This window comes from Nocardioides sp. JCM 18998, assembly GCF_055391535.1.
The window spans coordinates 1242887-1267360 of sequence record NZ_AP043886.1; the positions used below are offsets into that span (position 1 = coordinate 1242887).

26 protein-coding genes are annotated in these 24474 nt (G+C 73.2%); 10 read left to right on the top strand and 16 right to left on the bottom strand.

Annotated features, from left to right (window positions below):
* Positions 1 to 41: 41 nt before the first annotated feature.
* From ACZ5L9_RS05925 to ACZ5L9_RS05935, 3 genes are read right to left on the bottom strand one after another with little or no spacing between them, the layout of a single operon-like run.
* Positions 42 to 908 carry an ABC transporter permease gene (locus ACZ5L9_RS05925; RefSeq protein WP_464534962.1) on the bottom strand — a complete coding sequence of 289 codons (867 nt, stop codon included), beginning with the start codon at positions 906 to 908 and terminating at the stop codon, positions 42 to 44.
* Positions 908 to 1678, bottom strand: coding sequence for an ABC transporter ATP-binding protein (locus ACZ5L9_RS05930; RefSeq protein WP_464534965.1), 771 nt, complete (start codon positions 1676 to 1678; stop codon positions 908 to 910). Before ACZ5L9_RS05930 ends, ACZ5L9_RS05925 begins: the two co-directional genes overlap by 1 nt.
* 17 nt (positions 1679 to 1695) lie before the next feature.
* Positions 1696 to 2928: an amidohydrolase family protein gene (locus ACZ5L9_RS05935; RefSeq protein WP_464534968.1), complete on the bottom strand. Its 1233-nt coding sequence runs from the start codon at positions 2926 to 2928 to the stop codon at positions 1696 to 1698.
* A 165-nt stretch (positions 2929 to 3093) separates the two neighbouring features.
* Here ACZ5L9_RS05935 and ACZ5L9_RS05940 point away from each other — a divergent pair, with 165 nt between their 5' ends.
* Complete coding sequence (locus ACZ5L9_RS05940; RefSeq protein ID WP_464534970.1) at positions 3094 to 4035, top strand: PDR/VanB family oxidoreductase; 942 nt, start codon at positions 3094 to 3096, stop codon at positions 4033 to 4035.
* A 28-nt stretch (positions 4036 to 4063) separates the two neighbouring features.
* The gene (locus ACZ5L9_RS05945; protein WP_464534972.1) at positions 4064 to 5350 is read left to right on the top strand and encodes an amidohydrolase family protein; all 1287 of its coding nucleotides are present in this window, start codon (positions 4064 to 4066) and stop codon (positions 5348 to 5350) included.
* Positions 5351 to 5368: 18 nt separating this feature from the next.
* On the opposite strand, the gene ACZ5L9_RS05950 is transcribed toward ACZ5L9_RS05945, so the two are convergent.
* From ACZ5L9_RS05950 to ACZ5L9_RS05960, 3 genes are all read right to left on the bottom strand, one after another.
* The gene (locus ACZ5L9_RS05950) at positions 5369 to 6709 is read right to left on the bottom strand and encodes an amidohydrolase family protein (RefSeq protein WP_464534974.1); all 1341 of its coding nucleotides are present in this window, start codon (positions 6707 to 6709) and stop codon (positions 5369 to 5371) included.
* A gap of 159 nt (positions 6710 to 6868) precedes the next feature.
* Entirely contained in the window at positions 6869 to 7078 is a 210-nt protein-coding gene (locus ACZ5L9_RS05955) for a hypothetical protein (RefSeq protein WP_464534977.1), read from the bottom strand.
* Between the two features lie 75 nt (positions 7079 to 7153).
* A complete protein-coding gene (locus ACZ5L9_RS05960; protein WP_464534979.1) occupies positions 7154 to 7975 on the bottom strand; it encodes a DeoR/GlpR family DNA-binding transcription regulator in 822 nt (273 codons plus the stop codon).
* Positions 7976 to 8059: 84 nt separating this feature from the next.
* Here ACZ5L9_RS05960 and galT point away from each other — a divergent pair, with 84 nt between their 5' ends.
* The 6 genes from galT to ACZ5L9_RS05990 all read left to right on the top strand — a co-directional run bounded on the left by galT (position 8060) and on the right by ACZ5L9_RS05990 (position 13438).
* Positions 8060 to 9193, top strand: a complete 1134-nt coding sequence (galT, locus tag ACZ5L9_RS05965; protein ID WP_464534982.1) for a galactose-1-phosphate uridylyltransferase — start codon at positions 8060 to 8062, stop codon at positions 9191 to 9193.
* The gene (gene galK, locus ACZ5L9_RS05970) at positions 9190 to 10377 is read left to right on the top strand and encodes a galactokinase (RefSeq protein WP_464534985.1); all 1188 of its coding nucleotides are present in this window, start codon (positions 9190 to 9192) and stop codon (positions 10375 to 10377) included. Before galT ends, galK begins: the two co-directional genes overlap by 4 nt.
* 113 nt (positions 10378 to 10490) lie before the next feature.
* A complete protein-coding gene (gene pgm / locus ACZ5L9_RS05975; protein WP_464534987.1) occupies positions 10491 to 12146 on the top strand; it encodes a phosphoglucomutase (alpha-D-glucose-1,6-bisphosphate-dependent) in 1656 nt (551 codons plus the stop codon).
* A gap of 70 nt (positions 12147 to 12216) precedes the next feature.
* Positions 12217 to 12534: an ArsR/SmtB family transcription factor gene (locus tag ACZ5L9_RS05980; RefSeq protein WP_464534989.1), complete on the top strand. Its 318-nt coding sequence runs from the start codon at positions 12217 to 12219 to the stop codon at positions 12532 to 12534.
* Positions 12531 to 13064 carry an SRPBCC domain-containing protein gene (locus tag ACZ5L9_RS05985; protein WP_464534992.1) on the top strand — a complete coding sequence of 178 codons (534 nt, stop codon included), beginning with the start codon at positions 12531 to 12533 and terminating at the stop codon, positions 13062 to 13064. Before ACZ5L9_RS05980 ends, ACZ5L9_RS05985 begins: the two co-directional genes overlap by 4 nt.
* Positions 13064 to 13438 (top strand): VOC family protein, encoded by a 375-nt coding sequence (locus ACZ5L9_RS05990; protein WP_464534994.1) that lies wholly within the window; start codon positions 13064 to 13066, stop codon positions 13436 to 13438. The genes ACZ5L9_RS05985 and ACZ5L9_RS05990 overlap by 1 nt, the downstream gene beginning before the upstream one ends.
* 40 nt (positions 13439 to 13478) lie before the next feature.
* Here ACZ5L9_RS05990 and ACZ5L9_RS05995 read toward each other — a convergent pair whose 3' ends face one another.
* The 7 genes from ACZ5L9_RS05995 to ACZ5L9_RS06025 are packed head-to-tail and all read right to left on the bottom strand — an operon-like array spanning position 13479 to position 18973.
* Positions 13479 to 14612 (bottom strand): sensor histidine kinase, encoded by a 1134-nt coding sequence (locus ACZ5L9_RS05995; RefSeq protein WP_464534996.1) that lies wholly within the window; start codon positions 14610 to 14612, stop codon positions 13479 to 13481.
* The gene (locus ACZ5L9_RS06000) at positions 14609 to 15292 is read right to left on the bottom strand and encodes a response regulator transcription factor (protein WP_464534998.1); all 684 of its coding nucleotides are present in this window, start codon (positions 15290 to 15292) and stop codon (positions 14609 to 14611) included. The genes ACZ5L9_RS05995 and ACZ5L9_RS06000 overlap by 4 nt, the downstream gene beginning before the upstream one ends.
* Positions 15267 to 15725, bottom strand: a complete 459-nt coding sequence (locus ACZ5L9_RS06005) for a hypothetical protein (protein ID WP_464535000.1) — start codon at positions 15723 to 15725, stop codon at positions 15267 to 15269. The genes ACZ5L9_RS06000 and ACZ5L9_RS06005 overlap by 26 nt, the downstream gene beginning before the upstream one ends.
* Positions 15725 to 16903 carry a molybdopterin-dependent oxidoreductase gene (locus tag ACZ5L9_RS06010; RefSeq protein ID WP_464535002.1) on the bottom strand — a complete coding sequence of 393 codons (1179 nt, stop codon included), beginning with the start codon at positions 16901 to 16903 and terminating at the stop codon, positions 15725 to 15727. The genes ACZ5L9_RS06005 and ACZ5L9_RS06010 overlap by 1 nt, the downstream gene beginning before the upstream one ends.
* Positions 16903 to 17571: a methyltransferase domain-containing protein gene (locus ACZ5L9_RS06015; protein ID WP_464535006.1), complete on the bottom strand. Its 669-nt coding sequence runs from the start codon at positions 17569 to 17571 to the stop codon at positions 16903 to 16905. The genes ACZ5L9_RS06010 and ACZ5L9_RS06015 overlap by 1 nt, the downstream gene beginning before the upstream one ends.
* Positions 17568 to 18299, bottom strand: a complete 732-nt coding sequence (locus tag ACZ5L9_RS06020; RefSeq protein ID WP_464535009.1) for a TIGR04282 family arsenosugar biosynthesis glycosyltransferase — start codon at positions 18297 to 18299, stop codon at positions 17568 to 17570. The genes ACZ5L9_RS06015 and ACZ5L9_RS06020 overlap by 4 nt, the downstream gene beginning before the upstream one ends.
* A complete protein-coding gene (locus ACZ5L9_RS06025) occupies positions 18296 to 18973 on the bottom strand; it encodes a glycosyltransferase family 2 protein (protein ID WP_464535011.1) in 678 nt (225 codons plus the stop codon). Before ACZ5L9_RS06025 ends, ACZ5L9_RS06020 begins: the two co-directional genes overlap by 4 nt.
* Before the next feature lie 113 nt (positions 18974 to 19086).
* On the opposite strand from ACZ5L9_RS06025, the gene ACZ5L9_RS06030 reads away from it, so the two are divergent.
* On the top strand, positions 19087 to 20409 hold the full coding sequence (locus tag ACZ5L9_RS06030; RefSeq protein ID WP_464535013.1) for a hypothetical protein: 1323 nt from the start codon (positions 19087 to 19089) through the stop codon (positions 20407 to 20409).
* Here ACZ5L9_RS06030 and ACZ5L9_RS06035 read toward each other — a convergent pair.
* Both ACZ5L9_RS06035 and ACZ5L9_RS06040 read right to left on the bottom strand, forming a co-directional pair.
* The gene (locus tag ACZ5L9_RS06035; protein ID WP_464535015.1) at positions 20394 to 21455 is read right to left on the bottom strand and encodes an NAD-dependent epimerase/dehydratase family protein; all 1062 of its coding nucleotides are present in this window, start codon (positions 21453 to 21455) and stop codon (positions 20394 to 20396) included. The genes ACZ5L9_RS06030 and ACZ5L9_RS06035 overlap by 16 nt on opposite strands.
* Positions 21455 to 22297 (bottom strand): S-methyl-5'-thioadenosine phosphorylase, encoded by an 843-nt coding sequence (locus ACZ5L9_RS06040; protein WP_464535018.1) that lies wholly within the window; start codon positions 22295 to 22297, stop codon positions 21455 to 21457. The genes ACZ5L9_RS06035 and ACZ5L9_RS06040 overlap by 1 nt, the downstream gene beginning before the upstream one ends.
* A 152-nt stretch (positions 22298 to 22449) precedes the next feature.
* On the opposite strand from ACZ5L9_RS06040, the gene ACZ5L9_RS06045 reads away from it, so the two are divergent.
* Positions 22450 to 22815: a VOC family protein gene (locus tag ACZ5L9_RS06045; protein WP_464535021.1), complete on the top strand. Its 366-nt coding sequence runs from the start codon at positions 22450 to 22452 to the stop codon at positions 22813 to 22815.
* A gap of 55 nt (positions 22816 to 22870) precedes the next feature.
* On the opposite strand, the gene ACZ5L9_RS06050 is transcribed toward ACZ5L9_RS06045, so the two are convergent.
* The gene (locus ACZ5L9_RS06050) at positions 22871 to 24451 is read right to left on the bottom strand and encodes a phospholipase D-like domain-containing protein (protein WP_464535024.1); all 1581 of its coding nucleotides are present in this window, start codon (positions 24449 to 24451) and stop codon (positions 22871 to 22873) included.
* Positions 24452 to 24474 lie beyond the last annotated feature (23 nt).

Below are 24474 nucleotides of genomic sequence, written 5' to 3' on the forward strand. Positions count from 1 at the left end.
ACGGTTGCGGACGACGTCGGCCGCGGGTGATCGGCGCAGGCTCAGCGGAACGAGTACCAGCGGCCGATCGCGAGCCTCCCGAGAAGCCCGAAGAGCAGGAACACGCCGACGCCGAGGAGCGAGGCGGTGAGGATGGCGGCGTACAGCTCGGGGCCGAGCAGACGCGAGGCGTCGACCTGGATGAGAACCCCGAGCCCCGGGGTGCCGCGCTGGAAGAACTGGTCGCCGACGATGGCGCCGATCACGGAGAGGCCCGCCGCCGTACGCAGGCCGACGAAGATGCTCGGCAGCGCGGCCGGGATCTGGAGCTTCTGCAGCCGCGTGAAGGCATTGGCGCCCTGCAGCTGGAACAGCTCGCGCTGGCCCTGATCGGTGGCCTGCAGGCCGAAGAGGGTGTTCGAGACCATCGGGAACAGCGAGATCATCACGGTGACGATGACGCGCGACTTGAACTCGTAGCCGGCCAGTGCGCCGATCATCGGCACCAGCGCCAGGATCGGGATGCACTGCAGGATGACGGCGTACGGGTAGAGCGCCTGCTCCACCCACTTCGCCTGGGCCATCAGCACGGCCCAGACCACGCCGATGACGATCGCGATCACGAGGCCGGTCAGCGCGACCTCGGTGGAGCGCCACAGCGAGACGAGCAGGTCGTGTCGCGTCTGGGAGTCCAGGAACATGGCGTGGAAGACGTCGTGCGGATACGGCACGAGGTAGGGCAGGCCCTTGTCCGCGTAGTGCTTGGCGGCGCCGTACCAGAGGCCGATGAGGGCGGCGAAGACCAGGAGCACCTTCCACCACGACGCCCGCCCGAGCGAGCCCAGCCCCCTGGCACGCCGGTGCGTCGTCGTCGCGGCCGCGCTGGCCGGCGTCGCCCCGGTCGTCTCCGTTGCTTCGGTCGCGGCCATCAGCGGTGTCCTTCCCTCAGAGCGTGCGAGACCTCGCCGACGAGCTCGGCGAACGCGGGGGTGAAGCGGATGTCCGGGTCGCGGGGCATGTCGAACGGCACGTCGAAGGTGGCGACGACGTTGCCGGGCCGGCCGGACATCACCACGACCTTCGTCGAGAGGTAGACCGCCTCCGAGACCGAGTGGGTGATGAAGAGGCCGGCGAACCGCTGGGCGACGAAGAGTCGCAACAGCTCGTCGTTGAGCCGCTCCCGGGTGATCTCGTCGAGGGCGCCGAACGGCTCGTCGAAGAGGAAGAGCTCCGGGTCGAGGGTGAGCGAGCGGGCCAGCGAGACCCGCATCCGCATGCCCCCGGAGAGCTGCCGCGGCAGGGACCTCTCGAATCCCTGGAGCCCGACGAGCTCGATCGCCCTGGCCGCCTTGGCCGCGCGGGCGGATCGCGAGGTGCGGCCGTCCAGCTCGGCGAGCAGCTCGACGTTCTTGGTCACGTTGCGCCACGGCAGCAGGGTGGCGTCCTGGAACACGTAGCCGATGTGGTCGGTGCTGACCTTGGCGACACCGTCGGAAGCCGTCTCCAGGCCGGAGGCGATCCGCAGCAGCGTGGACTTCCCGCAACCCGACGGCCCGACGACGGAGACGAACTCGCCGCGCTTCACGGTGAGGTCGACGCCCCGGAGCGCGACCGTCCCGTTGGGGAACGTCATCTCGGTGTTCTTGAAGTCCAGCAGCACCCCGGTCGGTGGTGCGGCGGGCTCGGCGGTGAGGGTCACGGGAGCTCCTTCGGCGATCAGGCGGACAACACGGGGACGGCCACGCTGCGACGCAGCTCGGATCGGGCCACCACCCGACCGGCATGGATGACGATCCGGTCGGCCGGGGCGTTGGCGATGGCGTCGAGGAGGTTCTCGGCGCGGACCGCGAGCAGCTCGGCCCGGGCGCCGGGGCGAGCACCGGCCTCGGGTAGCCCCATCACCGACCGCGCGCCGTCGCTGACCAGGTGCCACGCCTCGGTCGGGGCGAGATGACCCGCGCTGATGAGGAGGGAGGCCGTCTCGAACGCGTCGCTGCGACCGACCGGGTTGAACGGGTCGCGGACGTTGTCCGCGCCGGCGGCGACCCGTACGCCCGCATCGATCAGCTCACGCAGCGCCGTCAGGCCGCGCGGTGTCCGGACGGGGTGCTGCCAGCCCTGCAGGTAGAGGTTGGTGATCGGGTTGGCGATCACGCCGATGTCGGAGAGCTTGACCTCCTCGATCATCTCGGCCAGCTCGTCGGCGTGCATGGCGCCGAGGCGGCAGCAGTGCCCGGCCGAGTACTGCCGGTCGCGTCGCAGGCCTCGGACCGCGCGGGCGTAGACGTCGAGCGTGACCGGGCCGTCGAGGCTCTCGTCGGTGTGCAGGTCCATGCCGAGGCCGCGTCGGGCGGCGACGGCGACCAGTCGGCGCACCTCGCCGGCCGGGTCCTCGGCCAGGTGCGGTGCCCCGCCGACCAGGTCCAGCCCGGTGTCGAGCGCCGCCTCGACGTCGGCGTCGCTGGCGAAGGTGCTGCACAGCGCGACGAGCTCGATGTCGAGCAGTCCGGCCAGCTCGTCGCGCACCCGCACCAGCGCCTCGGCGCCGCGGGTGGGTGCGCCGGGGTGGACGTCGACGTGGGTGCGGATCGCGGTGATGCCGTTGGCCACCATGGCCAGCGCCTGGGCGCGGGCCCGCTCGAGGACCGACTCGACCGTCATGGTGGCGGCGTACGCCGTCCACGACGCGATCGCCGAGCCGAGGTCGCCGTGCGGCGGGTCGATCAGGTCGAAGCTCAGCGCCTTGTCGAGGTGCGCGTGCGGCTCGGCCGGGGCGGTCAGCAGCAGGTAGCCCTCCAGGTCGAGGGTGGCGTCCGGGGCCGAGACCGGGACGCTGCCGGCGGGAGCGAGACGGCTGACGACGGCTCCGTCGAGGACCACGTCGCAGCGGCCGCCATCGGCGAGGGTGGCGTGTCGCAACAGCGTCACCGAGTGCGGCAGGAAGGTCATGGAAGGACCGTACGAAACGCTCGTTTCCTCGGTGTAAAGAGCAGTGCCCCGCAATATTTCCGCGTGTTTCCGCGTGTTACCGGCGTTTGAACTTCTGCTGTGACCCCCGCTCGAAGCGGCTCAGATCCTCACTGAGACGTACGTTCCAGGGCTACGTTGAGGGCCATGACCGCGGACCAGATGATTCCCCTGCGCGTCGCCGCGCGCCGCGACATCGCCGTCGGCGTCCTCGAGCTCCAGCTGGCATCCGCCGACGGCTCGGCGCTGCCGCCCTGGCAACCCGGCGCGCACATCGACCTGGTGCTCCCCGACGGCACCGAGCGTCAGTACTCCCTGTGCGGTCCCCGCGCGAGCACCACCTGGACGGTGGCGGTCCTGCGCGAGCCGGCGGGCCGCGGCGGCTCGGCGTACGTCCACGACGCCCTGCCGGTCGGCACCGCCGTAGCGGCTCGGATGCCACGCCAGCACTTCGCGTTCGAGCCCCACCGCCCGGCCCTCTTCATCGCCGCCGGGATCGGGATCACGCCGATGCTGTCGATGATCGCCGCGGCCGAGGAGAGCGGCATCGACTGGACCCTCGCCTATGCCGGCCGGAGTCGCGACACGATGGCCTACCTCGCCGACCTCCTCCAGGAGTACGGCGACCGGGTCGTCCCCTACCCCGCCACCGAGCGGCGTCTCGACCTGCCGGGCCAGCTCGCCGCGGCCCTCGGCGCGGACCGCGTCGTCTACTGCTGCGGACCCAGCCGCCTGATCGAGGAGGCCGACCGACTCTCCCTCGACGCACCCGCGGGATCGGTCCGCTTCGAGCGCTTCGTGCCCAAGGTGATCGAGGCGCAGGAGGAGGTGGCCTTCGAGATCGAGGCCGGCGGCCGCCTGCTCACCGTCCCCCCGGACCGATCGATCCTGGAGGTGTGCGAGGAGGCGGGCATGCTCGTGCTCTCCTCCTGCCGGGAGGGGACCTGCGGCACCTGCGAGACACCGCTCCTCGAGGGCCGGGCGGATCATCGCGACTCGGTGCTGAGCGCCGAGGAGCAGGCCGACGACCGCTCGCTGATGATCTGCGTCTCACGCGCGCTTTCGTCCCGTCTGGTGCTCGACCTGTGACGCCCGTCCGACTCTCCCGGGAGGAAGCATGCTGAGGCTGAGCAACGCCCGAGCCGTGATCGGCGAGGACGGCGGCACCGAGCGGGCCGGCGACCTGGTGCTGCCGAGCATCGCCGAGGAGACGATCGACGTCAGCGGATGCGTGGTGACGCCGGGCCTGGTCAACGCGCACCACCACCTGCTGCAGAGCGCGTTCCGCACCCTGCCGGGCACCCGAGGGGTGGCCATGCACGACTGGCTGCCCGCGATGGCCGCCGCCTACGGGCGTGCCGGGCACGATCCGGAGATGTATGCGCTCGCGGCGAGCGTGGGCGCAGCCGAGGGGCTGCTGTGCGGCGTCACGACCGTCGCCGACCACCACCTCAACTGGCCGCACGACGCCTCCGTCGACGCCACGGTCGAGCTCGCCGCGTCGACGGTGCTGGCAGCGCGGAACGTGGGCCAGCGCCTGGTGTTCGTCCGAGGCTCGGCCCGGGACGACGCGACCTGGGCGGCGGCATCGGCAGAGGCGATCGTCACCGCGCTGGTCCCCGGTGCCTCCGCCGGGGTCAGCGCCGACGGCATGCTCCAGGTCGCCGTCGGGCCGGCGGGGGTGCACTCCGACGGTCCGGAGACCTTCGCGGCGCTGCGCGAGGTGGCGATGCGGCACGGCCTGCGGCGTCGGACCCAGGCGAACGAGCAGGTCGACACCGCGATCGCGCTGGAGCGCTACGGGCGACGACCACTCGACCTGCTCGAGGAGTGGGGGTGGCTCGAGGAGGGCGTCACGATCGCCCACCTGTGCGACGTCACCGACGAGGAGATCGCCCGGCTCGCCGCCGCGGGCGTGTCCGCCACGCACGCGCCGGGGTGCGACGTCCCGATGGGCTGGGGAGTCGCCCCGGTCGCCCGGCTGCTCGCCGCAGGGATCGCGACCGGCCTCGGCACCAGCGGCGGAGGCAGCAACGATGCCGGCCACCTGCTGGCCGATGCCCGACTGGCGATGCAGGTGTCCGGGCTGGTCGGCCCGCAGCTGCCGGCACGCACGGTGCTGGCGATGGCGACGGAGGGCTCCGCTGCCGGCCTCGGCCGACCCGACCTCGGCCACCTGGGCGCGGGCACCGCCGGGGATGCGTGCGTCTGGGACGTGGACGGCGTCGCCGACGCCGGCATCGCCGATCCCGTCGCCGGGCTGTTGTGGGGCTCCCCGGGGCGCCGCCCGCGTCACGTCGTGGTCGGTGGACGGGTGGCGGTGCGCGACTATCGACTCACCGGGGTCGACGAGCACGAGCTGGTCGCCCGGCTGCGCGAGCGCCTCCGGCGTACGCCCGTATGAGGGCCGTCGGCGGGTGGCTCAACGGGCGAGGGCCGACATCGACCGGAGCCCGGCACGGGTCACCAGCTCGGCGGCCAGCGACCGCGAGCGCCGCACGACCTCGGCCACCTCGACCGTCACCACCTCGCCGCCGGCGACGCTGACCTCGCCGTCGACCCACACCTCCTTGACCTCCCGGCTCCCAGCGACGAAGACGACCGCCTGATACGGATCGTGCACGTTGGCCAGGGTCGGCCCCTCCCCGTCGAGGACCACGACGTCGGCCTTCTTGCCGACCTCGAGCGAACCGATCTCGCTCTCCATCCGCAGCGCACGCGCACCACCGATCGTCGCCATCTCGAACGCCTCGCGGGCGTGCATCGCCGTCGCCTGCAGGTCCCGCACCCGGGCCAGCAGCGCGGCGGTCTTGACCGCCTGGAGGTAGTCCTGGCTGTCGTTGGAGGCCGCGCCGTCGACGCCGATCCCGACGTCGACACCGAGAGCGCGCAGCTCGGCGACGGGCGCGATGCCGGAGGCCAGGATGCCGTTGGCGACCGGGTTGTGGGCGACGCCGACGCGGTGCTCGGCCATCAGCTGACGGTCGCTGCGGTCCATCCACACGCAGTGCGCGGCGAGCGTGGGCGCGGCGAAGAGACCCTCGTGCGCGCAATGCCCCACGACGGTGCGACCGGTGCGCTGGTGGGTTGCGGTGACCTCCTCGCGGATCTCCTGGACGTGCATGTGCACGCCGTGGCCGCCCTCGATCGCGTAGCGCATCGTCTCGGTGAACATCGCGTCCGACTGGAGCCCGAGGGCGCCGACGCCGACCCGGAACGTGGAGAGGCGTGAGGCCTTGGCGGCCTCCTGCAGTGCCGCGTGCTCCTCGAACTCCGCGGCGATGCTCGCGCCCGGTCGCTGGTCGCCGGCGCCGAACGACACGACGCCCCGCAGCCGCAGCTCGTCGAGGGCTCGGACCACCTGCGGGGTGATCGGCGCCTCGGCGCCGGGGTCGCAGACGAACATGTCGTTGGCCGTCGTCACGCCCGAGCGCAGCATCTGGATCCCGGCGACCTGGGTACCGACGTACGCGATCTCCGGGGTGTAGTGCGGACGGAGCGGGTTGATCAGGTCGTGGATCCACTCCCACAGCGTCAGGTCGCTGCCGATCCCGGCCACCAGGCCCTCGGAGAAGTGCCCGTGGGTGTTCACGAAGCCCGGGGTGACGATGTCGTGGGCACCCCCGCTGACAGAAGCCTCGGGATGGGCGGCCGCCAGGTGCTGGTACGGCCCGACCGCGATGATGCGGTCCCGATCCACGAGCACGGCTCCGTCCACGATCGGCTCGGGGCTCATCACCCATCCGCCGCGAATGAGATGCATCCTGGGCTCCCTCGGCTCCGCTGGTGGGAGCACGTTCGCTCCCTCACCCGCGACGCTAGGGCGTCTCGCGACCCGTTGGCCGACCCGTCACACGCTGTTTACGCGCCCGGGCGAACGTTTTCGTGGCCGTTACAACCAGAGGCGTGGTGGCCGACCGGCTCAGTCCGGCGGCTCCGGTGAGCCCGGGACCTCGGGCGCGAGGTCGGACCGCTCGCCGTCGTCCCCATCGGCGAGATCGGGGCCGTCCTTCTTCTCCGCGGTCCCCTCCGCGGTGTCCGGATCCTCCGGGGTCGCCTCGTGCCGGGTGCGGGTCTCCAGGTCCTCGACGATCTCGCGGGGATCGTCGGTGCCGTGCGGTGATTCGCTCAACGCGCTCTCCTTCGCCTCGCTGCGGCGGCGCTCGCCGCAGGCAGCCCGGTACCCAGCGCGAGCGGAACGACCCGGCTACCCGGGAGGTCCGGGCACGGGCGTCGCGACGACGATGCGGGGCCCGGACAGGGCCGCGAGGCGGTCGAGGGCCTCGGCGGGCGCGCTCGGATCGGTGATGACGACGTCGACGTCCCGGGCCGTCGCGACCTTGCCGAGCCGGGCCTGTCCGATCTTGCCGCCGTCGGCCACCACGACCACCCGGGAGGCGGCGCGGATCATCGCGCGCTTGATGTCCGCCTCGGGCAGATTGACGTTGGTGATCCCGGCGTCCGCATCGACGCCGTTGCAGCCGATGAACGCCAGGTCGGCGTGGATGTGATCGAGCAGCAGGCCGCCGAGCGGCGCGACCAGCGAGTGCTGCAGCGGACGCAGCGTGCCGCCCGTGACGACGACCTGCAGGCGCGGTACGGCCGGCTCGAGACTCAGCGCGACGGCCAGCCCGTTGGTGATCACGGTGACGTCGTGGAGGTCGTCGCGGCGGAGCAGCTCGCGCGCGACCGCGGCGGCGGTCGTGCCCACGTCGAGCAGGATGCTCATGCCCGGGGCGATCAGGCGGACCGCCTCGGCCGCGATCGCCGCCTTGGCGGCGGCGGCCTCCCGCTGGGCCTCCTCGAACGGGCGCTCCGGCGCGGTGATCGCGGCGGCCGGCATCGCGCCGCCCCTGATCCGCCGCACCGAGCCGCGCTCGCCCAGCGCGTCCAGATCCGTGCGGACGGTCACGGAGGAGACACCCAGGAGGTCGCTCAGCTCGGCCACGGCGACGAAGCCGTGCTCCTCGACGAGCTGCGTGATGCGCTCGCGGCGATCCTCGGCACCGCTCGGCTCGGACTCTGCCACCCGGCAAGAGTCCAGCAACGCCCGACGACTTGTCAATGCGAAAGAGTATTGCTTTCGATATCGAAAGTCGCCTACGCTCCCGCCGTGCCCACCTCCACGCCGCGCCGCCGCACGAGCCGTCTCGCCGACGGCCGCGAGCTGATCTACTTCGACGACCCGGACAGCGCGCTTCCCGCCGAGCGCCTCGATGACGAGCGCGACCTGCCGGCCCGTCCCCCGACGGCGACGATGCGGCAGGACGTCCTGACCGGCGACTGGATCTCGCACGCCACGGCGCGGCAGGGCCGCGTGATGCTGCCGCCCGCGCAGCTCGACCCGCTCGCCCCGCAGTCGGCGAGCAATCCCTCGGAGATCCCCTCGGCGTACGACGTCGCCGTCTTCGAGAACCGCTCGCCGTCGTTCGGTCCAGGTCTGGCGGACCCCGGGTCGGCGACCGACCTGTCGGGCCTCGCGATCGACCGCACCGCCCCGTCGGTCGGTCGCTGCGAGGTGATCTGCTTCAGCCCGGAGCACGAGGGCTCTTTCGGCTCGCTCTCCGCGACCCGGGCACGCACCGTGATCGACGCGTGGGCGGATCGGACCGAGGAGCTGTCGGCACTGCCGGGGATCGCGCAGGTGTTCCCCTTCGAGAACCGCGGCGAGGCCATCGGGGTGACGCTGCGGCACCCGCACGGCCAGATCTACGCCTACCCGTACGTCACGCCGCGCACCACCCGCCTGCTGGCGTCGATCGACCACTACGGGCCGACCCTGCTCGCCGACGTGCTCGCCTCCGAGCGCGCCGGGGAGCGCGTCGTCCTGGCCGGCGAGCACTGGTCCGCGTACGTCCCCTTCGCGGCACGCTGGCCGATCGAGGTGCACCTCATGCCCCATCGCCACGTGCCGGACCTCCCGGCGACGAGCGCCGAGGAGCGTGACGAGCTCGCCACCCTCTACCTGCGGCTGCTGCGGGGCATCGACGCCCTCTACGACGACCCCACCCCCTACATCGCGGCGTGGCACCAGGCGCCGGTGCACTCCCATCGCGACTCGGTGCGGTTGACCCTGCAGCTGACCAGTCCCCGGCGGGGGCCCGACAAGCTGAAGTACCTCGCCGGCAGCGAGGCCGCCATGGGCGCGTGGGTCGGCGACGTCGCACCCGAGCAGCAGGCGGCGCAGCTGCGCGCCGCCATCGCACGGGCCGACGAGGAGAACCCGGTATGGGAGAACCCGGTATGAGTGCCACGACGGCGAGCAGGGCCCGGGAGGGTTTCCGGCGCACGTACGGTCGCGACCCCGACGGCGTCTGGTCGGCCCCCGGCCGGGTGAACCTCATCGGCGAGCACACCGACTACAACGACGGCTTCGTGCTGCCGATCGCGATCGACCACCGCACGTCGGTGGCGCTCGGCGGCCGGGGCGACCGGCTCGCCCGGGTCAGCTCGGACGTCACGGACACCACCGCTCAGCACCCGATCGACGACATCTCGCCGAGCACGGTGAGCGGCTGGTCCGCCTACCCGCTCGGCACCGCGTGGGGCATCTGCGCGGAGGCACTCGGCGACGACCGCGCGGGCATCGGCGGCTTCGACGCCCACTTCGCCTCCGACGTGCCCGTCGGAGCGGGCCTGTCATCGTCCGCGGCGCTGGAGTGCTCGCTGGCGAGGGCCCTCTCCGACGCATGGCGGCTGGACCTCGACGGCGAGGAGCTCCTCCGCGCCACCCATGCTGCGGAGAACGAGATCGTCGGGGCGCCCACCGGCATCCTCGATCAGTCCGCGTCGCTCTTCTCCCGGGCCGGGCATGCGCTCTTCATCGACTGCCGCAGCACCGCGATGGAGCACATCCCCTTCGACCTGGCCGGCGCCGGTCTCACCCTGCTCGTCATCGACACCAAGGTCGCCCACGCCCACGCCGACGGCGGCTACGCCGCGCGCCGGGCATCGTGCGAGCAGGCGGCGGCTGCCCTGGGGGTGAGCGCGCTGCGTGACGCCGATCTCGCCCTGCTGGAGGCCGCCCGCGGTGACCTCGACGACGTGACCTATCGGCGTGCGCGGCACATCGTCACCGAGAACGACCGGGTCGTCGAGACCGTGGCACTGCTGCGCTCGCACGGCCCGCGTGCCATCGGCTCGCTGCTGGTCGACTCCCACCGCTCCATGCGCGACGACTTCGAGATCTCCGTGGTCGAGCTGGACACCGCTGTCGACGCGGCCTTGGGTGCGGGGGCGCTCGGCGCGCGCATGACGGGCGGCGGGTTCGGCGGCTCCGCGATCGCGCTGGTCGACGACACGCGCGCCCACGACATCACCAGGGCCGTACGCGAGGCCTTCGCGGCGAGCGGCTTCGCGGCGCCGGTGATCTTCCCCGTCAGTCCGTCCCAGGGCGCGCGCCGCGACGACCTCCGCGTCGCGGGAGACTGAGGGGCGGGCTCGCCGGTTCCCCGGCAGCCGGGCGGCACATACGGTGTCGACAGGACGCATCCGGGGAACCAGGGCGCCCGATGGACAGATCCGACTCAGTGAAGGGCAACCCGATGACTGATCCACGCGCCGGCACCGCGGCCACGCTCGCCGACCTGGTCGACGTGCCGCAGCTGGTCACCGCCTACTTCACGCGTACGCCCGATCTCGACGACCCGGCCCAGCAGGTCGCCTTCGGCACCTCCGGCCACCGCGGGTCCTCGCTGAAGACGTCGTTCAACGAGCACCACATCCTCGCCACCACCCAGGCGATCTGCGAGTACCGGCGCGAGCAGGGGTACGACGGCCCGCTCTTCCTCGGCCGCGACACGCACGCCCTCTCCGAGCCCGCCTACGCCTCGGCGATCGAGGTGCTGGTCGGCAACGACGTGACGGTGCTGGCACAGGGGGGCTACCAGCCGACCCCGGCGGTCTCGCTGGCGATCATCACCGCCAACCGGGGCAGGACCACGACGGGCTCCATCGCCGAGAGGTCGTCGGGCCTGGCCGACGGCATCGTGGTGACGCCGTCCCACAACCCGCCGACCGACGGCGGCTTCAAGTACAACCCGCCGCACGGCGGGCCCGCCGACACCGACGCGACGGCCTGGATCGCCCGGCGCGCCAACGAGATCATCCGCGGCGGGCTGCGCGACGTGCGCCGGGTCCCGTACGAGCGCGCCACCCGCGCGATCACCTCATACGACTTCCTCGGGGCGTACGCCGACGCGCTGCCCCACGTCGTCGACCTCGACGCGATCCGGACCGCCGGCGTGCGGATCGGCGCCGACCCGCTCGGCGGCGCCTCCGTGGACTACTGGGCCCGGATCGGCGAGCAGCACGCGCTCGACCTGACGGTGGTCAACCCGGTCGTCGACCCGACGTGGCGCTTCATGACCCTCGACTGGGACGCGAAGATCCGGATGGACTGCTCCTCGCCGTACTCGATGGCGTCCCTGGTCGAGCGCCGGGCCGACTTCGACATCAGCACGGGCAACGATGCCGATTCGGACCGGCACGGCATCGTCACGCCCGAGGCCGGGCTGATGAACCCCAACCACTTCCTCGCTGTCGCGATCGACCACCTCTTCGGCGGAGCGCGGCCGGGCTGGCCCGCGACCGCGCGGATCGGCAAGACGCTGGTGTCGAGCTCGATGATCGATCGGGTCGCGGCATCGCTCGACAAGCCCCTCGTCGAGGTGCCGGTGGGCTTCAAGTGGTTCGTCGACGGGCTGCTGGACGGGTCGTTCGGCTTCGGCGGGGAGGAGTCGGCGGGGGCGTCGTTCCTGCGGCGCGACGGCTCGCCGTGGACGACCGACAAGGACGGCATCATCCTGGCGCTGCTCGCCTCGGAGATCCTGGCGACCTCGGGCAAGACCCCCTCGCAGCGCTACCGCGAGCTGGTCGCGACCCACGGCGAGCCCGCGTACGCGCGCATCGATGCCGCGGCGACCCGTGAGGAGAAGGCGGCACTCGCCCGGCTCTCGCCCGACGACGTGGCTGCCTCCGAGCTGGCCGGCGAGCCGATCACGGCGAAGCTGACCACCGCTCCTGGGAACGGCGCGGCGATCGGCGGGCTGAAGGTGACGACCGAGTCGGCGTGGTTCGCCGCGCGCCCCTCGGGCACCGAGGACGTCTACAAGATCTACGCCGAGTCCTTCCGGGGACCCGAGCATCTCGCCCAGGTGCAGGAGGAGGCCAAGGCGGTCGTCACCGCGGCCCTCGGCTGAGCGCAGCCGAGCCCACGGCTCGTGTTATGTACCCTTGACGATACATAACACGATGGTTACGCTCACTGTCGTGGACGCCGTACTCCAGGCGCTGGCCGACCCCAGCCGTCGCACCGTTCTCGAGATCCTGCGCGATCACGAGGCCACCGCCGGCGAGCTTGCCGAGGCCTTGCCGATCGCGCGACCGGGCGTCTCGCGGCACCTGCGGGTGCTGCGCGAGGCCGGCCTGGTCGACGTACGCCAGGACGCGCAGCGGCGCATCTACCGACTGCGCCCCGAAGCGCTCATCGAGGTCGACGACTGGCTGGAGGGCTACCGGGCTCTGTGGCACCACCGCCTCGATGCCCTCACCACCGAGATCGCGCGAGGAAAGAAGGCACGCCGATGAGCAGCACGAACACCAAGGCAACCATGCGGGCGCTCGGCGCGACCCGCGGCGCGGTGCGCGTCGAGCAGGTCTACGAGACCGGTGTCGACGATCTCTGGGAGGCCTGTACGTCGCCCGAGCGTCTCGCGCGCTGGCTGGCCCAGGTCTCCGGCGACCTCAGCGTCGGCGGCATGATCGACCTGACCTTCACCAGCACCTGGACCGGCCCTGCGCGCATCGAGGCGTGCGAGGCGCCCCACCACCTCCTGCTCACCACCGATCCGGGCACCGAGCAGGAAGGGGAGCTGGAGGCGTGGCTCAGCGCGGAGGGCGAAGGGGCCCGCCTGGTGGTCGAGGAGCGAGGCCTCGAGCTCGACAAGCTCCACTTCCACGGGGCCGGTTGGCAGGTCCATCTCGAGGACCTCGGTCGATCGCTGAGCCTGGGCTCCTCGGCGCATCCGGACGGCTGGTCGGCGACGGCTCCCTCGCCGACCTGGAGGGCGCGCTGGATCGAGCTCACGCCCGCCTACGAGGCGATGGCGGTCGAGTGATGTCGGATGCGATCCGTCTGAGCGGCGTCACCGTCAACGCGCCCGACGCGCTCGAGCTCGCACGCTTCTACGCGGAGGTCACCGGCGGTGTCGTCGCCGGGAGCTCGCACTGGGCGACGGTCAGCGGGCCGAGCGGCGCCATCGGCTTCCAGCAGGTCGCCGACTTCCGCGCGCCGGTGTGGCCGGGATCGGAGGTCCCCATGCAGATGCACCTCGACTTCTTCGTCGACGACCTCGCCGCCACCGAGGCCCGCGTGCTCGCCGCCGGCGCGACCCGCCTGGCCTTCCAGCCCAACTCCGATCACTGCCTCGTGTACGCCGACCCCGCCGGACATCCGTTCTGCCTGTCCACCTGGGACGCGCCGCAGCTCTAGCCCGTACGCGGCTGTGCCGCCGTCCGCCGCGCGCACGGAGTCAGACGAGCCCGGGGAGCAGCACCGAGAACCGGCAGCCCCCGCTGCTCTCGACGTTCTCCACCCGCACGCGGCCGCTGTGGGCCTCCACGATGCCCTTCACGATCGCCAGCCCGAGCCCGGCACCCTGCCCGGATGCGTTGTCGGCCCGGGTGCGCGCCTGATCCCCCTGCCAGCCCAGGTCGAAGACCCGGTGCAGCTCGGCGGGTCGCAGGCCTCCGCAGCCGTCGCTGACCGACAGCTCGACGGCGTCCCCGTGTCGGCGTCCGGTGACCTCGACGACGCCATCGGCGGGGGTGTGCCTGATCGCGTTCATCAGCAGGTTCGAGAGCACCCGGGAGAGGCCCGCGGGATCGGCGCTGACCTCGAGACCCGCATCGACGCTCCCGTCGATGCGGATGCTGCGGGCCGTCGCGACCGGGGCGGCCCCGGCGAGCGCCTCGCTGACGAGGTCGCTGAGCGCGAGCGTGGTCGGGTTGAGCTTGAGGACGCCCGCGTGGATCCGGGACAGCTCGAAGAGGTCGTCCACCATCGCGGCCATCCGGTCGACCTCGGCCCGGATCTGCCGGTGGAACCGGTCGGGGTCGGCGGCGATGCCGTCCTCGAGCGCCTCGGCCATGGCCCGCAGCCCGGCCAGCGGCGTACGCAGGTCGTGGGAGACCCAGGACACCAGCTCGCGCCGTGACTCCTCGAGCCGCAGCTCGCGCTGCCTGCTGGTCTCCAGCCGCTGCTGGGTCTCGGCGAGCTCCGCCGAGAGCGCCCGGACCTCGGCCGGAGCCCGGTCGTTGACCGGGGAGGGTGTGCCGAGTTCGAGGCCGCGGACCTGCTCGTGCAGCGCGGCGGACCATCCTCCGGCGGCGCGGCCGACCATCGCCGCGACCGCGATGGCGACGACCGCCGAGACGCTGCTGACCAGCGTCATCACGGTCAGGTCGTGCGGGGAGAGGAACATCAGCTGGGCGATGGCCAGGGCGCCGGCGTACGCGCCGAGGGCGGCCACGACGGCGACCAGCAGCAGCTGCCAGCGCAGCGAGCGCCGGCGGATCAGCCAGGCCACCCAGAGGCCGACCGCTCCCACCGCGAGCGCGCAGCCGAGCGAGACGGCGACGATCTCCAGCGTCGCGCCGGTGGTCATGCGCTCGCCTCCCAGCGGTAGCCCACGCCCCACACCGTCATCAGACGGGTCGGGCGGGTCGGGTCGTCCTCGAGCTTCTCGCGCAGTCGCCGCACGTGGACCGTGACCGTCGAGCGATCGCCGATGCTCCAGCCCCAGACGTGCTGGAGCAGGTCCTCGCGGGTGTACGCGGTGCCCGGATGGCCCACCAGGAAGCGCAGCAGCGCGAACTCGCGGGTGGTCAGCGGCAGTGGCTCGCCGGCGAGGGTGGCGATGTGGCGATCACCGTCGACGACGAGGGCGCCGTCCCGGACGACACCGCCGCTCCCGGCCGAGGATCCCGACGTACGCCGCAGCACGGAGTCGACCCGCAGGGCCAGCTCGCGGGGGCTGAACGGCTTGCCGACGTAGTCGTCCGCCCCGAGCTCCAGCCCCACCACGCGGTCGGCCTCGTTGCCGAGCGCGGTGAGCATGATGATCGGGACGTCGCCCATCGCACGCAGTCGGCGGGTGACCTCGAGCCCGTCGATGCCGGGCAGCATCAGGTCGAGGACGACGAGGTCGGCCGGTCGCTCCCGCATCAGCCGCAGCGCCTCCTCGCCGTCGCCGGCCTCGACGGCGTCGTGCCGGTGGGCGCGGAGGTAGGACGCGAGCACCTCGCGAACCGTCAGGTCGTCATCGACGACGAGCACGCGAGCCATGCGCCATTCTCCCTCGGGATCGGTGGAATCGGTGGACCAGACCCGAGCACGCGGCGCCGACGGCCGCCCCGACGACGATCAGCGCGACCACGAGCAGCCAGCCGCCGACGTAGTCGCGGTCGAGCAGGGTGTGGTTGGGTCCGCCTGCCGCGTAGCCGTCGAGGACGGGGATCGCGACGATGGTCACGGCCCCGGCCAGGACGAGGGCCACCGTCGCCGCGCTCGCCACGGTGCGGGGAAGCGACCGCTCGCCGAGCCAGCCCAGCAGCAGGGCGAGCGGCGCGATCAGGCCGTCGTGCAGGACGACCGCGACCACGGCCCACGTCGCCGCCTGGGCGAGCTGGGCCGGTCGCTGGGTGTGGAGGAGCAGCCATCCGCCGTACGCCATCAGGGCCAGCGCGACGGCGATCAGGCCCGCTCGGACGCGGTCCATCAGAGGGCCTCGATCCGGCTGATCCACTTGGTCTGGAGCGTGCCCGGGCGATCCGGCGCGATCAGCCGCGCCGGGTAGCCGTGATCCAATGAGAGCGGCTCCCCGTCGAGGAGCAGCGCGACGAGGGTGCGCTCGTCGTCCGCGACGTACGCCGGAAGCACGCTGGACCGGTCCGCGCCGCTCTCCTGCAGCGAGTGCACCCGGAGGTCGCGGCCACGCCGGACGCCGGCGCGGTCGAGCAGGGTCCGCAGCGGGACTCCCGTCCAGGTCCCGTCGGCACTCCAGCCCTCGACGCACGCGATCGGCAGGACGTGGGTGGCCTGCGGCAGCGCGAGCAGCTCGGCTCGCGAGAACCGCGCGACGACATCGCCATCCGTCACCTCGCATCGATACGAGCCGCTGGTCGCCGAGGCCACCACACCGACCTGGGTGGCGGTCCGGTTGATCGGGATGCCCGAGCGCCGCGAGCGCGGGGACAGGACCGCGAGGCGGTCGATGCCGCGGATGGTCCCCGCCGTGCCGCTGCCGACGAGGGCCGCGAGCAGCGCGGCACCCCAGGTGGTCCGCAGCAGGCCGCGGCGGCTGATCGCTCCGGCGCGGGTCGCGTGTGGGCGGTCCGCCCCGGTGTCCTCCAGGTCGGCGCCGAGCGCCTCCCGGATGACCGGCAGCTTCACCGCGATATGGATCAGCAGGGAGCCGATCACGACGAAGGCGAGCGCGTAGTGGACCCGCTTGAAGCTGAAGTCCCAGGCGTACCACTGCGCGACGTTCATCAGGCCGATGGCCAGCTCGAGGATCGAGCCGGCCACCAGCACCGCGATCGAGCCGCGCTCGAGACCCACCAGGACGACGTCGCGCAGGCGACGCGGCAACGGCGCGAACAGCTTGGGGTAGACCGCCCACAGCTTGACCAGGAGCAGCGGGATCGCCGCCGTGCCGGTGGCGACGTGGAGGCCCTGGGTGACGCGGTAGAGCCACACCGGGTCGCGGGGGAACGGCACCGGCTGATGGGGCGCCTGCGCGTAGTGGCTGATCAGACCGGTCACGAACGCCATGCCGAAGCAGACGCCCAGCCACAGCCCGACCCGCGCCGCCACGACCGCGCTGCGCAGCCGCGAGGAGAAGGCCTCCTCGCGCGGCACCGGGACGTGGGGCCGGGCCGGGAGCCGGACCGTCATCAGGGCTCCTCGAGGACGACGGCCCACCGCTCGCCCAGCCGTACCTGGTGCGCGACGGCGAGCCCGACCCGGTGCGCCAGGGGCGTGGCGGCGTCGATGCCGACGATCGCCCACGGGAACGGGTCGCTCGTGCCGCAGTCGCAGGCCAGCCGGGCGCGGAACCGTCCGGACCTGGCGCCCGGCGGCCCGACCTCGACGACGATCCGCCCCTGCGGGGCGAGCAGGCCGCGGACGCGGCCGAGCAGGACCGCGGGGTCGCCTCCGATGCCGATGTTGCCGTCGGCGAGCAGGACGGTGTCCCATCGTCCCTCTCCAGGGATGGGCCCGAACACGTCGCGCCTCAGGGCGGGTGCGCCGCGCCGGACCGTCTGGTGGACCGCCTCGTGCACGAGGTCGATCCCGAGCGTCACGTGCCCGCTCCGGCCGAGCTGCTCGGTCATCCGGCCGGGACCGCATCCGACGTCGAGGGTGCTCCCCCGGCACAGCCGCACCAGCGCCCGGTCCTCGGCGTCGGCGGCCCGGGTCCAGTCCGCGACGGGCAGCGGATCCGCGGCCCGCGGGCCGACGGACGGTCCGACCAGGTACGTCGGCTCGCCGCGCAACGCGTGCGCGAACACCTCCTCCGCGGTCAGGTCGGCCGACGGGACGGTGACCGGTGCCAGGCTCATCCGGCGACCTTCCCGATCCGGCGCCGGACGCAGCGCGCGAACTCCGTCGACGGGGCCGAAGCGGCCGCCGCGAGCGCGTCGTCGAGGTGGTCGACGTCGGTGAGGGCCGGCGCCGGCGCGACGGTGAGACCGGCGTCGAGGAGAGCGGTACGGGTGTCCGCGTACGTCGTCGGCGTCGACATGGGCACGTCGGCCAGCGACCTCGCCCGCCGCCCGTCACGCAGCGCCAGCACCCACCAGCCCCCGTCGGTGGCGGGTCCGAGGACCGCGTCGTGGTCCCGGAGCCCGGCGGCGACCGCACCCAGGAGGGCCGCGGTGAGCTGGGGCGTGTCCATCCCGACCTGCAGGGTCGGACCACCGACGTCGGCGTGCGCGGCGGCCAGGCGCCGACCGAGCCCGTCGCCACGCTGGCCGACGATCTCCCAGCCGACGAGCGCCCGGCGGATCTCCGGACCGCGAAGCCCGGCGTCCAGGTCCCCGACGAGCGCGATCCGGCGCGGACCGCCGAGGGCGTTGCCCGCTGCGATGGTGTCGAGCAGGGCCGCGGCCGCGAGCTCGGCGGCCAGGACGGGATCGTCCAGATCGGCGGCCAGCCGGGTCTTCGCCGCACCGGGGACGGGGGCCTTCGCGACGACGAGCAGGGTCGGGGCTCGGGTCGGGGCCGGAGCCGGGGCTGGACTCGGGGTCCGGTCTGCCTCCCGGGTGTCGACGTGGGCGAGCCCGCTCATGCGAGCACCCGCCAGAAGTCGCGGGCCGTCCGCACGGTCCCGCGCAAGGAGCCGGAGACCTTCGACCGGGTCCCGACGGCTCGCGGGAGGTAGCGCACGTCCTGCTCGACGATCCGCCAGCCGGCCCGGGTGGCCCGGTCGAGCAGCTCGACCGGGTAGCCCATGCCGCGGTCGGCGACGCCGAGCTCCAGCAGCGACTCGCGCCGCGCCGCTCGCAGCGGGCCGATGTCGCGCACCTGCAGTCCGATCCGGCGCCGCAGGAGGGCCAGGACGAGCGCGTTGCCGAGGCGGGCGTGCCAGGGCCAGATCCCGCGCCGTGCGGGCACCCGTCGTCCGAGCGCCAGATCGGCCTCGCCGAAGCGCACCCGCGCCAGCAGCGGCACGATCTCTCCCGGATCGAGGGAGCCGTCGCCGTCCATCACCACGACGTACGGCGCGGTCGCCGCCTCGAGCCCGGCGTGGACCGCGGCGCCGTACCCGCGTCGCGGCTCGCTCACCACCCGTGCGCCGTGGGAGCGGGCTACCGCCGCGGTGTCGTCGCGGGAGCCGTTGTCCACCACGATCACGCCGAGCCCCCGCGGAACCCGCGGCAGCAGCTCGCGCAGCGCCGGGCCCTCGTCGAGACAGGGCAGGATGACCTCGCAGTCGGGTGGTGCCGGGGTGGGGAGTGCCATGTCGACCAACGTAGGAACGGCGGGCCGTCGACGGGGCGTCCAATCCTTACGGTCCGGTGACGGCACCGACCGAGCTGATGCCTGACGGCTCCGCGATTCCTAGGGTCACGGTCATGACGAGGGCGCCCTGGATCGGTCTGACGGCCACGCTCCTGCTCATCGGGCTGGCCGTCGTGGTGCCGTGGGCGACCGGCTGGCAGGTCCATGCCCGAGCCGACACCTCGCACGGCGTCGCGCCTCTGCACGCCCTGTGGGACCCGAAGGTCGGGCCGGGGACGGTGCCGGCCCTCGCCCTCGCTGCCGCGGCGGTGTGCTGGGCGCCCGCGCTGGCCGCCCGGCTGACCTGGGGCAGGCTTCTGGCGGCGGCCTACGTCGCCGGTCTCGCGTGGCTGTCCAGCCTGGCCCTGGTGGACGGACCCTCGGGCATCAGCCGGGTGTTGGGGAACCCGGACGAGTACCTGCGCTCGGCACGGCAGGTCGACGACGTGCACGCCCTGCTGACGGGCTACATCGACCGGATCCCTCTCGACGCCGCCGACCACTGGCCCGTCCACCTCGCCGGGCACCCGCCGGGGATGGTGCTGTTCTTCGTCGGTCTGGTCCGGCTCGGGCTCGGGGGCGACCTGGCCGCCGGGCTGGTCGTGATCGCACTGGCCGCCACCCTGCCACTCGCGGTCCTGGTGACCCTGCGGGCGCTGGATCGCGAGGCGGTGGCCCGACGGGCCGCGGCCTACCTCGTGTGGACGCCGGCGGCCGTCTTCCTCGCGGTGTCGGCAGACGCGGTGATGGCGGTCGTGGTCGCGTGGTCGATGGCCTGTCTCGCCCGCGCCACCGCGCGGGGGGCCGCCCGTGGCTGGCCGTGGGCCCTCGTGGCCGGCCTCGGGTTCGGGGCGACGGTGATGATGTCGTACGGGCTGGTGCTCGTGGCCGTGATGGCCCTCGCGGTGCTGTGGGTGGCGCGAGCGTGGTGGCCGATCCCGGTCCTCGCTCTGGTGGCGCTCGGCGTCGTGCTGGCCTTCGCCGCCGGCGGCTTCGCCTGGTGGGAGGCGTACCCGGTCCTGCGCCAGCGCTACTGGGACGGGATCGCTTCGGGGCGGCCCGGTCTCTACTGGACGTGGGGCGACCTGGCGGCGCTGGCGGTGAGCGCCGGGCCCCTCGTGGGTGCCGGCCTCGCCGCGACGTGGGCACGCCGGGGCGAGGACGACGACCCGCCGGACCGGGTCGTCCGGGCGCTGGTCGGTGCCGCCGCTCTCGCGGTGGTGCTCGCCGACGTGTCGCAGATGAGTCGGGCGGAGGTGGAGCGGATCTGGCTGCCGTTCGTCCCGTGGCTGACGCTCGGGCTGGTCGCGCTGCCGCGAGGCTGGCGGCGGCCGGCGCTCGCGGGCCAGGTCCTCACCGCGCTGCTCGTGCAGCACCTCCTCTACACCAGCTGGTGACTCTCGCGCAGGGGCGCGCTGGCGAAGGCGGGCAGCCCGACCTCGGGGTCGATCCGGGCCCGGAAGCCGAGCTCGGCCTCGGCCCGCGCCGGAGAGGCCACGATGTGCCGCACGTCGCCGAGGCGGTAGCCGCCGGTGGTCTCGGGGGCGATGCCCGTGCCGACGCCCAGGAGGGCGGCGACCTCGCCGATCGTGATCGGGTGCCCGGAGGCGACGTTGTAGGCCGCCACGTGCTCGTCGGGTGCCGCCACCGCGGCGTCGAGGGCCGCCACGTTGGTGTGGGCGACGTCCTCGACGTGGACGAAGTCACGGGCCTGGCGCCCGTCCTCGAAGACCTGCGGCGCCTCGCCGCGCTCGAGGGAGGAGCGGAACATCGCCGCGACGCCGGAGTACGGGGTGTCGCGGGGCATGCCGGGCCCGTAGACGTTGTGATAGCGCAGCGCGACCACCGCGCCGCCCGCCTGGCGCGCCCACGCCGCCGCGTAGTGCTCCTGCGCGACCTTGCTGGCGGCGTACGCGCTGCGCGGCTCGAAGCCCGCGTCCTCCGGGACGGGTGCCCAGCCCAGGGCCCCGCCGCAGAGGGGGCAGGGGTTGTCGAAGCGCCCGTCGGCCAGGGCGCTGATCGGTCGCGGACCCGGTCGCTGGCGGCCGTGCTCGGCACAGCGGTAGCGGCCCTCCCCGTACACGACCATCGAGGAGGCCAGGGCGAGTCGGCGCACGCCGCGTGCGGCCATCGCCGCCAGCAGCGCTGCGGTGCCCAGGTCGTTGTGGGAGGCGTAGGCCGGCAGATCGGCGACGGCGACGCCGGCGCCGACGACCGCAGCCTGGTGGCAGACCGCGTCGACGCCCTCGAGGGCAGCGGCCCAGGCCGGGTCGGTGGCGGCGAGGCGTACGTCGAGACGCCGGATGCCCGGCGGGATCGCCGTCGGGCCGTGCGCCTCGGGCAGCATCAGGTCGATCCCGACCACCTCGTGTCCGCCGGCCTCCAGCTCGCGCCGGACGGCGCTGCCGATGAAGCCGGCTGCGCCGGTGAGCAGCACGCGCATCAGGCCGACGCTCCCGCCGCCGCGGGCGCGGCCGTCGGGATGTCGTACGCGAGCTGGAGCCCGGCCGCCCAGGTGTCGCAGGCGCATCCCCCCGGATCGGGGAGGCCCTCGATGGCGGCGGCGAGGATCCCGCCGAGCCGGTCGAGGTTCGCGGCGAAGCGGGCGTAGACATCGGCCTCCCCGACGCCCTCCCCCGCCTCGACGCCGGCATCGAGGTCGGTGACGAGCGCCAGCGCGGCGTAACAGATCCGCATCTCACGGGCCAGCACGGCCTCCGGGTGGCCGGTCATGTTGACCAGGTCCCAGCCCTGCGCGGCGTACCACTGCGACTCGGCGCGAGTGGAGAACCGCGGTCCGTCGATCACCACCATCGTGCCCCCGGACCGCACGCCCTCGCCGGCTCGCGTCAGCGTCGCGCTGACGCGGGGGCAGTACGGATCGGCGAACGGCACGTGGGTGGCACCCGACTCCACGAACGTCTGCACCCGTCCGGTGGTCCGGTCGACGAGCTGGTCGGGCACCACGATGTCGCCGGGAGCGACCCGGTCGGGACGCAGGCCGCCGACGGCACACGGCGCGATGATCTGTCGTACGCCGAGCGCCCGCAGCGCCCACAGGTTCGCCCGGTGGTTGATCCCGTGCGGTGGGATCGCGTGCCCCTCCCCGTGCCGGGGAAGGAACGCGACCCGCCGGTCGCCGACCGTGCCCAGCGTGATCGGCCCCGACGGGTCTCCGTACGGCGTCTCGATATCGACCGACGCGCTCTGCGCGGAGTCGTCCAGCCACCGGTAGAAGCCGGTGCCGCCGATGACGGCGACCAGGGGGTTCTCTTCGTGGTCCATGCCCGTCAACGTGGCAGGACGCGACGGCTCACGACAGGGTGGCGGACGATCCGTCACCGATCGGTAAGAACTGGCCGCTCGCCCCTGCGGCGGCGCAGCGGGTCCGCGCCTGATCGGGTGACCGGACGGCCCGGTCGTGGAAGGGTGGGCCCATGGCGATGACGACGCGGGTGTTGAGCGTGACGATCCCGGTGCCCGACCAGGACCGGGCGCTGGCGTTCTATCGGGACGTGCTGGGCTGCGAGGTGCGCTACGACGGCGAGCCGTGGCCCGGTGCACGGATGATCGAGGTGGTGCCGCCGGGCTCGTCGGTCGGCATCGTCCTGCTGCCGCCCGATAGCGAGATCCCGGTGGCGGTACGGCTCGCCACGACGGACGCCGGCGCCGCCTTCGACCGGGTCAAGGAGGCCGGCATCACGGTGCACAACGACGAGCCGATCACGATCGGGGAGGGCAGCCCGATGTTCTTCTTCGACGACCCGTTCGGCAACGGGCTGGTCTACATCCAGGAGGACTGAGGCGGGCCGGACGGCGACGGATTGCGGGTCCAGCGGGCGTCGCCCGGGCGTCCGCTCAGAATCTGTCGGTCCCGCGCAAACGCGGAGGGCGTCCATCGGGGTCGTGCAGCGTGTCGAGCTGCGGGGTGGCGTACAGGCGTTGGACGGTGGAGAGCCGGGGCAGCGGCAACCGCCGCAGGCGGCCCGGCGGACGCTCGTCCGATCGCCCGGACGCGTGCCAGGCGTCGAGGCGATCGGCGCAGGCGGCGTACGCGTCGTACATGCCAGCGGGATCGAGGCAGTCGTCCATCACCTTCTCCAGACCGTCGACGGCGACGTCGTCGAGGCGGTCGAGGTGCTCGGCGGCGAGCGTGAGGCGAAGGTCGCGCGCGTAGGCCTCGTCCAGCACGACCGCGGTGAGCTCGGAGTCGTGGGTCCACGACCGGCGGCTGAAGTTGTCCGAGCCGGTGCTCGCCCACTGGTCGTCGACGATGCAGACCTTCGCGTGCACGTAGACGGGCGTGCCTGCGCGGTTCTCCAGCCCGTACGCCGCGACCCGGCCCGGCGCGATCCGCATCAGCCGGCCGAGGGCGCGATGACGACCGAGCAGCTGGGGCGTGCGGCTGGCACCGTCGAGGTCGGGGTAGAGCGGGATCACCACGATCAGCCGCAGGTCGGGCCGGCTCCGAAGCTGATCCTCGAAGAGACGCGCCACGTCGTGTCCCCAGAAGTACTGGTCCTCGACGTAGACGATCCGCTCCGCGCGTCGTACGGCCTTGGCGTAGCCACGGGCCACGCTGCGCTCGCCACCGTTGGCGAACGGGTAGTCGCGACCGAAGCGCAGGTCGGGATACGTGCGCAGCAGCTGGACCGTGTGGCCGCCCGCCGGAGGTGGAGGAGGACTCTGCTGGGGCAGCGGATCCGGGGTACCGTCGAGCCCGCGCAGCCGGTCGGCCGCCCGTCGCCAGGGCGCGGCCGAGAGCGGCGCCGGATCGTCCCACCGCTCACGGAAGACCGTCTCGACGTCATGCACGGCGGGGCCCTGGATCGCTACCTGCACGTCGTGCCACGGCGGGTGCTCGCCGTACTCCTCGGTCAGCGGCGTGGACTGCGGGTCGCCACGGTGATCGGCATCATCGCGCCGGTTGCGGGCGAGGTCGATGCCGCCGACGAAGGCGATGTCACGCGTCGGGTCATCCCGGTGCCGGATCACGACGAACTTCTGGTGGTGCGACCCGCCCGCGCGCACCCGCATGTCGAGCAGCACCTCGGCGCCACGCTTCTGCAGCTGCTCGCCGAGGTGGCGGTTCTCGGTGGCGAAGAACCCGGTCTGGTCGAGGTGGGAGCGCCAGACCAGACCGTGCACCGCCACACCTCGCCGATCCGCGCGGGCGAGCACCTCGACCACCTCGCTGCCGGGTTCGCCGGTGAGCCGCTCGTCGGCGTCGCCCTGCCAGTCCGTGAAGAGGACCAGATCCCCCGCCTGCGTTGCCTCGAGTGCGTCGAAGAGATGGCGGAAGTACGTCGCCCCGTGGATGAGTGGCCGGACCAGGTTGCCCGTCGACCAGGCCTCGTCGCCGTCGTGGAGCGCGTCGAGGGTGGTCTGCGGATTGTCACGCTCCGACTTCGTGAGCAGCCAGGTAGCGCGGGAATCCATGGAGTCAGCGTGCCCGACCGCTG

Excerpts from the sequence above, each read along its gene's own strand:
- ACZ5L9_RS05925 (WP_464534962.1), bottom strand. The coding sequence starts at position 908 with ATGGCCGCGACCGAAGCAACGGAGACGACCGGGGCGACGCCGGCCAGC.
- ACZ5L9_RS05935 (WP_464534968.1), bottom strand. The coding sequence starts at position 2,928 with ATGACCTTCCTGCCGCACTCGGTGACGCTGTTGCGACACGCCACCCTC.
- ACZ5L9_RS05940 (WP_464534970.1), top strand. The coding sequence starts at position 3,094 with ATGACCGCGGACCAGATGATTCCCCTGCGCGTCGCCGCGCGCCGCGAC.
- ACZ5L9_RS05945 (WP_464534972.1), top strand. The coding sequence starts at position 4,064 with ATGCTGAGGCTGAGCAACGCCCGAGCCGTGATCGGCGAGGACGGCGGC.
- ACZ5L9_RS05950 (WP_464534974.1), bottom strand. The coding sequence starts at position 6,709 with ATGCATCTCATTCGCGGCGGATGGGTGATGAGCCCCGAGCCGATCGTG.
- galK (WP_464534985.1), top strand. The coding sequence starts at position 9,190 with ATGAGTGCCACGACGGCGAGCAGGGCCCGGGAGGGTTTCCGGCGCACG.
- pgm (WP_464534987.1), top strand. The coding sequence starts at position 10,491 with ATGACTGATCCACGCGCCGGCACCGCGGCCACGCTCGCCGACCTGGTC.
- ACZ5L9_RS05985 (WP_464534992.1), top strand. The coding sequence starts at position 12,531 with ATGAGCAGCACGAACACCAAGGCAACCATGCGGGCGCTCGGCGCGACC.
- ACZ5L9_RS05990 (WP_464534994.1), top strand. The coding sequence starts at position 13,064 with ATGTCGGATGCGATCCGTCTGAGCGGCGTCACCGTCAACGCGCCCGAC.
- ACZ5L9_RS05995 (WP_464534996.1), bottom strand. The coding sequence starts at position 14,612 with ATGACCACCGGCGCGACGCTGGAGATCGTCGCCGTCTCGCTCGGCTGC.
- ACZ5L9_RS06000 (WP_464534998.1), bottom strand. The coding sequence starts at position 15,292 with ATGGCTCGCGTGCTCGTCGTCGATGACGACCTGACGGTTCGCGAGGTG.
- ACZ5L9_RS06005 (WP_464535000.1), bottom strand. The coding sequence starts at position 15,725 with ATGGACCGCGTCCGAGCGGGCCTGATCGCCGTCGCGCTGGCCCTGATG.
- ACZ5L9_RS06010 (WP_464535002.1), bottom strand. The coding sequence starts at position 16,903 with ATGACGGTCCGGCTCCCGGCCCGGCCCCACGTCCCGGTGCCGCGCGAG.
- ACZ5L9_RS06015 (WP_464535006.1), bottom strand. The coding sequence starts at position 17,571 with ATGAGCCTGGCACCGGTCACCGTCCCGTCGGCCGACCTGACCGCGGAG.
- ACZ5L9_RS06020 (WP_464535009.1), bottom strand. The coding sequence starts at position 18,299 with ATGAGCGGGCTCGCCCACGTCGACACCCGGGAGGCAGACCGGACCCCG.
- ACZ5L9_RS06025 (WP_464535011.1), bottom strand. The coding sequence starts at position 18,973 with ATGGCACTCCCCACCCCGGCACCACCCGACTGCGAGGTCATCCTGCCC.
- ACZ5L9_RS06030 (WP_464535013.1), top strand. The coding sequence starts at position 19,087 with ATGACGAGGGCGCCCTGGATCGGTCTGACGGCCACGCTCCTGCTCATC.
- ACZ5L9_RS06035 (WP_464535015.1), bottom strand. The coding sequence starts at position 21,455 with ATGCGCGTGCTGCTCACCGGCGCAGCCGGCTTCATCGGCAGCGCCGTC.
- ACZ5L9_RS06040 (WP_464535018.1), bottom strand. The coding sequence starts at position 22,297 with ATGGACCACGAAGAGAACCCCCTGGTCGCCGTCATCGGCGGCACCGGC.
- ACZ5L9_RS06045 (WP_464535021.1), top strand. The coding sequence starts at position 22,450 with ATGGCGATGACGACGCGGGTGTTGAGCGTGACGATCCCGGTGCCCGAC.
- ACZ5L9_RS06050 (WP_464535024.1), bottom strand. The coding sequence starts at position 24,451 with ATGGATTCCCGCGCTACCTGGCTGCTCACGAAGTCGGAGCGTGACAAT.